The organism is Stappia albiluteola (assembly GCF_014050225.1).
Lineage (GTDB): Bacteria > Pseudomonadota > Alphaproteobacteria > Rhizobiales > Stappiaceae > Hongsoonwoonella > Hongsoonwoonella albiluteola.
This window is the reverse complement of sequence record NZ_JACFXV010000054.1, coordinates 134,188-146,851: the sequence shown is the minus strand read 5'-3', so window position 1 is coordinate 146,851 and position 12,664 is coordinate 134,188. Positions and strand designations below refer to the sequence as shown.

9 protein-coding genes are annotated in these 12,664 nt (G+C 56.7%); 6 read left to right on the top strand and 3 right to left on the bottom strand.

Annotated features, from left to right (window positions below; all coding sequences use genetic code 11):
• Positions 1-2 precede the first annotated feature (2 nt).
• From H2509_RS13115 to H2509_RS13090, 6 genes are read left to right on the top strand one after another with little or no spacing between them, the layout of a single operon-like run.
• Positions 3-833, top strand: a complete 831-nt coding sequence (locus tag H2509_RS13115; protein WP_182166071.1) for a carbohydrate ABC transporter permease — start codon at positions 3-5, stop codon at positions 831-833.
• A gap of 11 nt (positions 834-844) precedes the next feature.
• On the top strand, positions 845-1,843 hold the full coding sequence (locus tag H2509_RS13110) for an ABC transporter ATP-binding protein (RefSeq protein ID WP_182166069.1): 999 nt from the start codon (positions 845-847) through the stop codon (positions 1,841-1,843).
• Positions 1,843-2,616: an L-iditol 2-dehydrogenase gene (locus H2509_RS13105; protein WP_182166067.1), complete on the top strand. Its 774-nt coding sequence runs from the start codon at positions 1,843-1,845 to the stop codon at positions 2,614-2,616. Before H2509_RS13110 ends, H2509_RS13105 begins: the two co-directional genes overlap by 1 nt.
• A 34-nt stretch (positions 2,617-2,650) precedes the next feature.
• Complete coding sequence (locus H2509_RS13100; protein WP_182166065.1) at positions 2,651-4,129, top strand: mannitol dehydrogenase family protein; 1,479 nt, start codon at positions 2,651-2,653, stop codon at positions 4,127-4,129.
• A gap of 4 nt (positions 4,130-4,133) precedes the next feature.
• Positions 4,134-4,808, top strand: coding sequence for an HAD family hydrolase (locus H2509_RS13095; RefSeq protein ID WP_182166063.1), 675 nt, complete (start codon positions 4,134-4,136; stop codon positions 4,806-4,808).
• A 14-nt stretch (positions 4,809-4,822) separates the two neighbouring features.
• Complete coding sequence (locus tag H2509_RS13090) at positions 4,823-6,457, top strand: FGGY-family carbohydrate kinase (RefSeq protein WP_182166061.1); 1,635 nt, start codon at positions 4,823-4,825, stop codon at positions 6,455-6,457.
• 31 nt (positions 6,458-6,488) lie between these two features.
• On the opposite strand, the gene H2509_RS13085 is transcribed toward H2509_RS13090, so the two are convergent.
• The 3 genes from H2509_RS13085 to H2509_RS13075 form a co-directional block, all read right to left on the bottom strand.
• A complete protein-coding gene (locus H2509_RS13085) occupies positions 6,489-6,758 on the bottom strand; it encodes a hypothetical protein (RefSeq protein WP_182166059.1) in 270 nt (89 codons plus the stop codon).
• A 297-nt stretch (positions 6,759-7,055) separates the two neighbouring features.
• A complete protein-coding gene (locus H2509_RS13080; protein WP_182166057.1) occupies positions 7,056-7,868 on the bottom strand; it encodes a sulfotransferase domain-containing protein in 813 nt (270 codons plus the stop codon).
• Positions 7,865-12,616: a 6-hydroxymethylpterin diphosphokinase MptE-like protein gene (locus H2509_RS13075; RefSeq protein WP_182166055.1), complete on the bottom strand. Its 4,752-nt coding sequence runs from the start codon at positions 12,614-12,616 to the stop codon at positions 7,865-7,867. Before H2509_RS13075 ends, H2509_RS13080 begins: the two co-directional genes overlap by 4 nt.
• Between the last annotated feature and the right edge of the window lie 48 nt (positions 12,617-12,664).

Sequence of the window (12,664 nt, the reverse complement as noted above, 5' to 3'; positions counted from 1 at the left end):
CGATGGCCCGCGCAATCTCTCCCCGCCGAAAGGCGTTCTTCACCCTCATCGGCTGGACGATCGGCCTCGCGATCTTCTTCCCGATCCTGTGGACCTTCCTGACCAGCTTCAAGACGGAGGGCGAAGCGATCGCAAGCCCGCCCTCGCTCCTCTTCTTCGATTGGACGACGGAGAACTACTCGGAAGTGCAAAGCCGGTCCGACTATTTCAAGCACGCCATGAATTCGGTGGTGATCTCCTTCGGATCCACGATCCTCGGACTGCTGATCGCCATTCCGTCCGCCTGGGCGATGGCCTTCTCGCCCACAAAGCGGACGAAGGACATCCTGATGTGGATGCTCTCCACCAAGATGCTGCCGCCGGTGGGCGTGCTGGTGCCGATCTACCTGATCTTCCGGGACTGGAACCTGCTTGATACGAGGCTTGGACTGACCATCGTCATGACGCTGATCAACCTGCCGATCATCGTCTGGATGCTCTACACCTACTTCAAGGAAATTCCCGGCGACATTCTCGAAGCGGCCCGCATGGACGGTGCCTCTCTCGCCAAGGAGATCGTCTACGTGCTGGCGCCGATGGCCGTTCCCGGCATCGCCTCCACCATGCTTCTCAACATCATCCTCGCCTGGAACGAGGCTTTCTGGACGCTGAACCTTTCCGCTGCCAAGGCGGCACCGCTCACCGCCTTCATCGCCTCCTATTCCAGCCCCGAAGGCCTTTTCTGGGCCAAGCTTTCCGCCGCCTCGACCCTCGCGATCGCACCGATCCTCGTGCTCGGCTGGTTCTCCCAGCGCCAGCTCGTGCGCGGTCTGACCTTCGGCGCGGTGAAATAAGGACAACAAAGATGGGCAGCATTCGTCTCGAAAACGTCAGCAAGTCCTTCGGCGAAGCGACGGTCATCCCTTCCCTCGACCTCGACATCGAGGACGGCGAATTCGTGGTCTTCGTCGGCCCGTCGGGGTGCGGCAAGTCCACGCTCCTGCGGCTGATCGCCGGTCTGGAGGACGTCTCCGGCGGCCGCATCCTGATCGACGGCAACGAGGTCACCGACACGCCGCCGGCCAAGCGCCGCCTGGCGATGGTGTTCCAGTCCTACGCGCTCTATCCGCATATGAGCGTGCGCGGAAACATCGCCTTTCCGCTGAAAATGGCAGGCGAGGACAAGGCGGTCATCGACAAGAAGGTCGGCGACGCCGCGCGCGTGCTGAACCTGACCGACTATCTGGACCGCAAGCCGCGCCAGCTTTCGGGCGGCCAGCGCCAGCGCGTCGCGATCGGCCGCGCGATCGTGCGCGAGCCGACCGCGTTCCTGTTCGACGAGCCGCTGTCGAACCTCGACGCCGCGCTGCGCGTCAACATGCGGCTGGAAATCAGCGAACTGCACCAGCAACTCGCCACGACCATGATCTACGTGACCCACGACCAGGTGGAAGCCATGACCATGGCGGACAAGATCGTGGTGCTGAACGCCGGGCGCATCGAGCAGGTCGGCTCGCCGCTGGAACTCTACCGCAATCCGAAGAACCTGTTCGTCGCCGGTTTCATCGGCTCGCCGAAGATGAACTTCATCAACGGCGCGACGGCGAAGGGCCATGACGCGGCAACGATCGGCGTGCGGCCGGAGCATATCGCGCTGTCGACCTCCGAGGGCCTTTGGAAGGGCACCGTCGGCGTCGCCGAGCATCTGGGATCCGACACCTTCCTGCACATCTCCACCGAGGGCGTCGGCAATGTGACGGCGCGGGTCGGCGGCGAGTTTTCCGTTCGCCATGGCGACACGGTCTACCTCACTCCGGAAGACGGCAAGATCCATCGCTTCGACGCGGATGGAAAGGCCTTGTGATGGGCAGGCTTGAAGGCAAATCGGCCCTGATCACGGGCGCGGCGCGCGGCATCGGCCGCGCCTTCGCCGAAGCCTATGTGCGGGAAGGCGCCGGGGTCGCGATCGGCGACATCGATCTTGCGCGCGCCAGCCGCGCGGCCGCCGAAATCGGCGAAGCCGCAATTGCCGTCGAGATGGACGTGACCAGCCGGGCCTCGATCGAGAAAGCCGTGCAAGCGGTGGAAGACGCCTTCGGCGGTATCGATATCCTGATCAACAATGCCGCAATCTTCGATCTGGCGCCGATCGTCGAGATCAGCCGGCAAAGCTACGAGCGCGTGTTCGCGATCAACGTCGCCGGCACGCTGTTCACGCTGCAGGCGGTGGCGCGCTCAATGATCAAGCGCGGCAAGGGCGGCAAGATCATCAACATGGCGAGCCAGGCCGGCCGCCGCGGCGAACCGCTCGTCGGCGTCTACTGCGCCTCGAAAGCGGCAGTCATCAGCCTGACCCAGTCCGCCGGCCTCGATCTCATCAAGCATGGCATCAACGTCAACGCCATCGCCCCCGGCGTGGTCGATGGCGAACACTGGGACGGCGTCGACGCGCTGTTTGCCCGATACGAAAACCGCCCGCTCGGCGAAAAGAAGCGCCTCGTCGGCGAGGCCGTGCCCTTCGGGCGCATGGGAACGGCCGAGGACCTGACGGGCATGGCGATCTTTCTCGCCACCTCGGAGGCCGACTACATCCTCGCCCAGACCTACAATGTGGATGGCGGCAACTGGATGAGCTGAAACGCCATCCGCTTGCAGACCAGGACGAAAAACCATGACGACCAGGCTCTCCGCAGAGAACCTCCAGACGCTGGGCTCAAGCGCCGCCGTGCCCTCCTACGACCGGTCGAAGCTCACCGGCGGCATTCTGCATTTCGGCGTCGGAAACTTCCACCGCGCCCACCAGGCCGTCTACCTGGACGACCTGTTCAATCTGGGTGCCGGGCACGACTTCGCCCTGATCGGAGCCGGCGTGCTCGCTTCCGACGAGGCGATGCGCAACGTACTGGCGGCGCAGAATTTCCTGACGACCGTGGTGGAGCAGGAAGCGGAACATAGCGCCGCCCGGATCACCGGGGCGATGATCGACTACCTGAGCCCGGAAGACCGGGGCGCGATCATCGACAGGCTGGCCGACCCGGCGATCCGCATCGTCTCGATGACCATCACCGAAGGCGGCTATTTCATCGACTCGTCCTCGGGCAAGTTCGATCCGAACAGCCCCGCAATTGCCGCCGATGCCGCAAATCCCGCCAACCCGAAGACGGTCTTCGGCCTGATCGTGGCGGGCCTTGCGAGGCGCCGCGCCAAGGGCACGCCGCCGTTCACCGTCATGTCCTGCGACAATCTTCCCCACAACGGCAAGGTAACGCGCGAGGCGATTGTCGGGCTGGCCAGACTGAGCGACGAAGATCTTGCGCGCTGGATCGAGACCGACGTAGCGTTTCCAAACGGCATGGTGGACCGCATCACGCCGGCCACCGGCGAGAGGGAGCGGGAAATCCTGGCGGAGGAATTCGGTATCGAGGACAAATGGCCGGTCTTCTGCGAAGGCTTCAAGCAGTGGGTGCTTGAAGACAATTTTCCGGCGGGCAGGCCGGCGCTGGAGCGGGTCGGTGTGCAATTCGTCGAGGACGTCACACCCTTCGAATTCATGAAGATCCGCATCCTGAACGGCGGCCATGCGGTCATCGCCTATCCGGCGGGCCTCATGGACATCCATTTCGTGCATGAAGCGATGGAAAATCCGCTCGTGCGCGCGTTCCTGCGAAAGGTCGAGCAGGAAGAAATCATCCCCACCGTGCCGCCCGTTCCCGACACCGACCTCGATGACTATTTCGCGCTGATCGAGCGGCGCTTCGCCAATCCGAAGATCGGCGATACCGTCCGCCGCCTCTGCCTCGACGGTTCGAACCGGCAGCCGAAATTCATCATTCCGACAATTGCCGACCGCCTGGCCGGGGGCGGGAGCATCGATGGCCTCGCTCTGGAATCCGCGCTCTGGTGCCGTTACTGCTTCGGCGTGAGCGACAGCGGCGCTATCATCGCCCCCAACGATCCCGGTTGGGACCGGCTGCAGGACGTCGCCTCGAACGCCCGCAACGATCCCGCCGCCTGGCTTGCCATGGAGGACATCTATGGCGATGTCGGCAAATCCGAGCCTTTCGCGGCAGCGTTCGCCCATGCGCTGAAGAGGCTCTGGGCGCAGGGAACCGAGGCGACATTGAAGCGATATCTCGACGGGACGCTTTGAAAGCATGGCCCTCCGCCCGCCCCGCCTCCTGATCTTCGATTGCGACGGCGTGCTCGTCGACAGCGAGCCGATCTCGATCGCGGTGCTGATCGAGGTGATCAACGAGGCCGGCGTGCCGATGACCGCGGAAACCGCCTACCGCCGGTTTCTCGGGCGGTCCCTGGCGACAATGGCCCGGATCATGGCGGAAGATTACGGCCTTGCCGTTACCGAAGCGCATCTGGAGGCGATGCGCGCCCGCCTCTATGAGCGGTTCCGGACGGAATTGAGGCCGATACCCGGTATAAGGCAGGTGCTTGAGACGATCGGTCCGGCCTTTTGCGTTGCTTCTTCCAGCCAGCCGGAGCGCATCCGCCTGTCCCTCTCCGTTACGGGACTACTGGAATGCTTCGAACCGCACATATACAGTGCAAGCATGGTGGAAAACGGAAAACCGGCCCCTGATCTCTTCCTGCTCGCCGCCCGTTCGATGGGCGCGGATCCGCGCGACTGCCTTGTGATCGAGGACAGTCCGGCAGGCATCGAGGCGGCCCAGCGCGCCGGCATGTCCGTCTTCGCTTTCACCGGCGGTTCGCATGCCGGGCCAAGCGGTCTTGGCGCTACGGTCAGCACCCTTGGTCCCGACCGGATATTTTCCGACATGCGCGACCTGCCACGTCTCATCGCCTCGACGGCCTGATTGCAGAAACCTCCATGGCGCGTGCCTATGTCTGTGCGGTTGACGTTGGAACAGCGAGCGCACGCGCAGGCATTTTCGATGACCGGGGCCAACTGCTTTCCCGCGCGGTCCATCCCATAACGGCCTACCAGCCCGAAGCCGGCCACGGGGAATACGATTCCGAGGAAATCTGGCGGGCGGTCTGCGCTGCCGTCAAGGCGGCGCGCGCGGAGACCGGCCTTTCGGCGGGCGCCATCGCCGGCATCGGCTTCGACGCGACCTGCTCGCTGGTGGTGCGCGGCGAAAACCTCTCCGGCATCGGCATTTCCGCCTCGGGCGGCGACCGGTTCGACACCATCGCCTGGTTCGACCATCGGGCAATCGGCGAAGCCGAGGAATGCACGGCAACCGGCCATCGGGTGCTCGACTATATCGGCGGCGTCATGTCGCCGGAAATGCAGACGCCGAAGCTGCTGTGGCTGAAGCGCAATCGGCCGGAAAGCTGGCGTGCGGCGCGGCATTTCTTCGATCTTGCCGATTACCTGACCTTCAGGGCGACCGGCTCGACCGCCCGTTCGCAATGCACGCTGACGAGCAAATGGACCTATCTTGCCCATGACGGGGGCTGGCAACACGACTTCTTTCGCGGACTTGGCCTGGATGACATGCTCGCGCAAGGCGGCCTGCCGGACGAGGCGATACCGGTCGGCGCGCCTGTCGGAACGCTGACCGCGAAGGCTGCCGAAGACCTTGGCCTGACCGAGGCCTGCAGGGTGGCAAGCGGCCTCATAGATGCCTTCGCCGGTGCCCTTGGCGTCATTGGCGGCCGTGACGACGACAGGCTCTACAGCCAGCTTGCCCTGATTGCCGGAACATCGAGCTGCCTGATGGGCTTCTCCCCGTCGCCACGGCATCTTGCCGGCGTCTGGGGCCCCTATTTCGGCGCGGCATTGCCCGGCCAATGGCTATTCGAAGCCGGCCAGTCGGCGACCGGCGCCCTGCTCGACCATGTCATCCGCATCCATGGCGGCGGACTGGAGCCGGACGCAGCCACCCATCGCCGCCTTGCGGAGCGCATCGCGAAAATGCGGGCCGATCCGCATGCCGACCTGGGCGAAAGCCTTCATGTCCTGCCCGATTTTCACGGCAACCGCTCTCCCTTCGCCGAGCCTCAGGCGCGCGGCGTCATCAGCGGACTCGCGCTGGATTCATCCTTCGACGGACTGTGCCGGCTCTATTGGCGGACCGCCGTCGCGATCGCGCTCGGACTGCGGCATATCCTCGACCACCTGGCGGCGAACGGCAGCGGGATCGATACGCTGCATATCGCCGGCGGACATACGCGCAATCCGCTGATCACCGCGCTTTATGCCGACGCGACGGGGCTCACGGTCCATCAGAGCGAGACGGAGGACGCAGTGCTCGCCGGAACGGCCATGGCGGCGGCGACCGCTTGCGGCCTGTACGCAAACCTGCCAGAAGCCTGCCGCGCCATGCAGCGGCCCCATCGGGTCATCGAACCGGATATGGCCGCACGACCGGCCTACGATCGCGATTACGCAATCTTCCTGCGCATGCACGAACACCGGCGGGAAGTCGAGGCGATGCAGCTGCAACTGAACCAGCCCGCTGAAGCGCTTTCCGATCCGTTGCAACCGCGCGACCTCTAACAAATCGGGACAGGCTGGTCCGCTCGCGGGACTACTCGCTAGGTCCGGTCTCATCCTGCCGAAGGGCCGCTTCGACGATCGCGACCATCAGTTCCCTGCGACCGCGAGCGTCGGTGCCGGCACTCCGGAGGGTGCGCCAGACCATGAAATCGGCGAGCGCGGTGACGACCCTCACGGCATTCGACCGCGGGTCCTCCCGAAGCGCCTCGGCGACCAGCGCACCGATCCCGGTCCGCACTTTGCCGATGAAGCGGGCCAGCTGGTCGATCCGGTCGTGCGCCGGTTTGGAACAGCAGATCAAAGAATTCTGTCAGACCCATGTTCGGTTCGGATACCGGTGCGTGCGTGTTTTGCCGCGCCGGGAGGGCTGGATGATCAATCTGAAGAAAATAAAGCGGATCTCGAACGAATTGAGCTTGCGACTAAGGAAGAGGATTGGCGCAGGAATTACAATGAGCCTGGACCACATGGAGCGCAGCACAAACCGCGAACAGAACGAACTCAAAATCGCGGACAATCAGGGAGCAGGTCACCGCCTTCACCGTCCCGAAAGAGGACATTGCTCCGGGATTTATATGCACTCAAACCTTGCCTTGGCTTACCAATTCAGGTCTCTTTCATAGCCAATGTCGATCAGCGCGCGGCCATAACGCGTCTTGAAGATCTCCCGAATTCTGTCCGTGAAATGTTCCTGCCACGGTCCGCTTTCCGAATTGGCGAAGGTCCTGGAAAGATCGATGCCCTCCACTTCAGGAATACCGAGAAATTTGAAAATCCGTTGCAGATATTCATGCGGGTCGCGCGAGAAATCTTCGGGCTTGATGTTTAGGATCCGCTCATCATCGAATTCTCCAAGCACCTGATCCTCGATAACCACACGGCTTATGTTGTCAAGTTCGTGCAGGATGCCGTCTTCCTTGGAAGCGTTGAGCAGCACAGGCTTATCCTGCTTCAGTTGCTCCCAGACCCAACCGGTGCCTTCAATTTTGTGGCCTACCTTGTGGTGAAAATAATCGGAGACAAGCACCTGTCGCGGATCACGGATTATTCTGACCCCCTTCCAATTATCCGTCTCCGACTTGATCCGGGCGAGGGATCTAACGGTGGAATTCGAGAACATAATGACATCACTGCCGTCACGGCCGATATTCGCAAAGTCGATATTCTGAAGGTCAAGGTCATCCAAATTCAAACCGAACCTGAATGGCGCTTGCTTGATTTTGTAGCTTCTCACGCGGGCACCGAGCTTCCTCGCAATGCGGGTGAAGATTTCAGCTCTGAATAGGCGGGACGCGCATTTATGATGGCCGAAGAAGACGATACAGTTCGGCGCGCTTGCATAATCAGGACCTGAGGCGTGCTCCACATCCATAACTCCACGGGCGGAAGACGTTGGTGCTGCCACTTTCATCTCGCCTTCCTGGATTTTCCGGTCCGCCCGTCCAGAGGGCCATCGGCAGTTCTTGGCTCAGCTTCCCGATCTTGCGAGTAAGAAACGCGTCGGAGAATGCCGGTCCGCCATTCGCCGCCGATCCACTGCCAGCGTTCGTCCGCGCGCACGACATCATCCACGAAAGGCTTGATCGCCGGCCAGTCGGTCGTGTCGTAGTCGTCGAATACGAGCAAACCTCCAGGCCGTACCATATCTCCGTAAAGCTCGAAGTCTCTCGTCACACCGGCAAGGCTATGGTCGCCGTCGATAAGGACGAAGTCATACGATCTGTCGCCAGCTTTCTCTATGGCCTCTTCGCTATCGCTATAATGTTGGATAATCCTGTAGTCGCTTTCAGGAATTGAAAGGGCCGACAGATTGCCTTCAAGCACATCCCGGTTTACCGGCAAGCCTGTCGCGGGATCGGCACCGGCATTGTAATAGCCTTCGAGCGGGTCGATCAGCGTGAGCGAAACGCGTGTGCCAAACTCGGCCGTTTTATATAGTGCGGCGGCACCTATCCCGAACAGGGTGCCTATCTCCAGAACTTCGATACTCCTCTTGCCTATGGATCGCAACGCAAGCGTGCGCAGCATCGCAGCCTGGATGGTTGTAGCAAGCCGCCCGTCGCAGGCCTGTTCGACATTACAGATCTTGTTGGCAATGTAACTGAGCGCCTTCCGGTTTCGCGAAAGCCCGAAAGTCGGAATCCAGAATTCCATGATCCGCTTGATATCGGTGTCGTTCAGATATCTTAGATGCCCATTCGTACTGGCGGAGTTCGCCCCGGACAAAAGAGAGAATCTCCTATTTTGAACATCAGCGTTACTCTTGATGTCTTTGGCCACCATCGCAATCTGCTCGTCTAAGCGTTTGGTCGCCTTGTTCAGTTCCGCATCCGTTTTATCGATCGCACGTTTCACCCATCCATCCGGCCCGAGAGCCGGATCGGTTGCCTTTCCTGCGTCCCCACCGCCCAAGGCAAGTTGCATCGACCGATTCATATATTCAACTTCGCGCTTCACCACGGCGTCGAGCCGCTCGAACGCATCGTTCAACATTTTCACGGATTCCATGCTTTGCGCGCTGGAGGTCGAAATCCGCTTACGCAGATCGCCAGCAATTTCCTCCACTCGCGCTATCGCAGATTCGGCAGCATTCTTCCCGGCTTCCGCAATCCGCTGCCGCAGTTCGGTCAGGTCACTCTCAAACCGAGCGGTGATGTCGGTGCGTTCGATCTCAGCGATCCGGCTTTCGAGGCCCTTCAGACTCGCTTCGATCTTCATATCTGCGACTTCCGCGAAACGTCCTTCCACAAGGTCAATTCGCTCACTCAATTCCGCGGCGATCTTTTCGAAATCGTCTTCGAGGTCGCGCCCTTCGACTTCCGCAATCCGCCTCTTCAACTCTTCAACGGCGGCATCGATCCGCTTCCTGGCAAAATCCTCGGAACCCAACCTTGATAGTTCGATCTGACGGCTCAAGTCGGAAACGACTTGCTTGGCGTCATCCCCTTTGACCAAATCCGCGATTTCCCCCTTGGCCTTGTCCAACGCCCGTGAAAGTCGGTCGATATCCCGCTGCTGTCCCTTCACCGTTTCACGGAGGTCGTTAATGGCAATGCGCCTTTCCCGTCGATTGCGGTTCCCGAGATACTGGGCATGCGCCACGGCCAGGAACAGCACACTCCATCCGGCAAAGACGGATGCCGCCACCGCGCCCCAAGGAAAGCGCAGTTCCGGATACATGAAATAACCTGCGACGAGGCCTGCGAAGCTCAAAAGCCAAACGCCACCCCAGCCGAGAATGCGCTTTGAGATCCACAGACGTCCAAAATTCAAAGCCCCAATGATCAGGGAAAAGGTAGGAAATGCCTCTTCGTTTTTCGAAGCCGTGGCGGTCGGAAACTTATCAGTGTTCCTGTCGCTTCTTGATGTAACTGACGGTCTCTCGAATCGAGCCGCCGCAGGCCCGACGCAATCCTCAACCACCTCATCTGAGCAGTCGACCAGGCTGGATCGCCCTATGGAAGCCTTTTCACTCGCCCCACCTTCAAAAAGCATTCCATAGTCAGCACGATCAAATATCTCCAATTTTCCGCCAATGGTAGCATTATATATTTTTCTGCCGGCAGCCTCATAGGACAACTTCGCCTGCCGATAATTTAAGCCGACGCGGTCCAGCTTCGGATCTTTCCATGTCTTTCCCTTTCCAAAATAGTCTTTATGAAAATGATTCGGATCATCAGTCGTGGAGATAATCAAATCACCCCGTCTGCCATGCTCTGGCGGGATTTCATAATCAAAATCCATTCCAATCAAATATACTTCCTCAAAGCCCATAAAAAATGCAAGTTGAAGATTTATGTAAGTCACGGATTGCCCACAATACAACACCTCCGACGCATCCGTCGAAAAGCGCGGGATGCAGTAATTCGGACTACTTATTTCGTAAAAACCGCGATTCATCCGGAAAAAAAATGTATTCTGCGTCTTTGGATGAAGTGAACGATAGATTGTCGGAAAAAATTTAAATGGCGCTTCGTAGTTTCGTATCTCTTCAATATTCTCCTTCATCACTGCATTGTCTTCGACAACAAAAAAAGTCGGGACGAATCCCGTCTCCCTTGTTTTGTAATATATGGAATTTACACCAAACGTATATTCGTTTTCGAGTAAACTTAAATCGTGCTTGTTCAGCGACGGCCCGTTACCGATGATAAAACATCTCTTTCCCTTATATGCATTGAAGAACGCAGAAATTTCCTCGCGATCAGGATCCGCGGCCTTATATAGCTCTTTAGTACGGTAATTCGCCAAATCGCGATTTTCCACGCGACTCACCTCACTATTATCGTTTTTCTCTTCTTCGTCCTCTACAAACAAGCCATTTATCGTCAGAGGTTTGCCGCATGAATATAAATCCACCAGGCCATATGTTTTTCTTCTCTGGATAAGATTACTCAGAGTTACAATTTCTGGCACATGGCTACAACTCTCGTGAATGAAGTCATTCTTGCCAAGCACAGGATCATATGTGCATCCATAACTATGGCGTAAGTGCTTCAGTAATTCCTGGGATTTGGACTTGTTTCTGTGAGCGGGCGGGTGATAAAGATGAACGTACGTATATGGGGCAATCCTTATGCGCTCCTTATCGCAATGATTTAAAATCGTTACATCAAGCGCACGATCTTCCCCGGCATACTCAGTGTATTGCTCAAATCCTGCAAGCCGTTCAAAAACATTTCTCTTAAATATCACTATTCCGCCACAAATAGTCGTCGGCCTAAATACCTTTGATTCATCCCTGGCATGCAACAATTCATATTCAGCAACGATTTTTTCCGCCTCCTCTTCATCACTATAATAAACGTTTAAGTATGGAGAGATAACATCAAACCTACTGAAACAATCCATAATTTCACGAACAAAATTACGGCCAACTAAAACGTCAGTATCAAGACAAGCAACAATTTCTTCTTTAGTATAGTGTCGAACAGCTACATTATATCCCCAACCTCGATTATAAGCCATCGGATTGTATAAGAACCGATACCGAACGTTCTCGTATTTTACAAAATCCTTCTCATTTAATCTCGGCGCCTCATCTTGCTCAACTATCAAGACGTCAAAAAGACTTCCATAAAAATGCGCAATCCAATTCAACAACCTAAAGAGATTATCGTGACGTTTATCGCCAATCCCTTCTATGCGCACACCAATTATCAGAGTAGCCAGGACATCTTTGCTTGATTTCCCAACAGAATAAAGTATTTTTTCTCTCTTTGATGCATTTATTATCTCAGGCGTCTCTATGGGACGCTTATTATCAGAGGAGAATAATGCTGCAATATCAGTGATGCTTTGAATTGATTTATCGGTACTCATCTCTTCACTTCTTTTCATCGCACTCTTATTGACATTTACTTTCTTTCCATATGAAAGCAGAGGATCCAAAGATCGACCGTTTACCAGCTTTCGCACATGGAGCTTTTTCATTATATCTGCGTAAATATATTCATTACCTGACTTTGTGAGATGTATGTTGTCACAAGTATATAATTGCGTTTCTTCTTCCGACCAACGCAACAAATCGACCACCCGTTCCGGGCCTAATGCATCGCGCATTATTCTCGAATAATTTTCTGTTAGTTTAATATTGGCAGGGCGCCCTCTTTTAAAGTCACCCTCCCAACCTGGCACGAAAATATTCGAATTGATAAAAATAAGATTCTCGATGTCCATAAGTTTTGGTAAAAGGCAATCTTCAAGCATTCTTTCACTATACATATTTATAGTATCCTCCCCCTCGAAAATCGTTCCGAAGGGGTTGTTAAGATGACTCACAATACGCTCTTCAGTAAACAAACGATCGAATAATTTTTTCTTGTTATTTACAATTTTTTTGTTGTAATCTCTGGTATTCAGAGAAATGTTTTCAACATTCAATTCTTCTCGACGATTATACAAATCGTTGATAGCATTTGATTGCGGCCGCGGAGACCAATCGACAATACCTGTCTGGAGTATTATCTTATCGTAATATTGTTTTTCCCTACTTTCTATATATTCGAGGAAATCAAGCGTGGTAGTCCATTTCATTGGACATAAAATCATCTCTACGTCAAAATCCGACGTCTTTTTCAACATGTCGCCAAACATATCATGGTCTTGCCCGCGCGGCTTATGTTGACCTCTACTGTCGGTAAAAATAAGTATTTTCATACTTGGCTACTGTCCCCACATATCAATTCAGCCATGCATGAAGGCCGC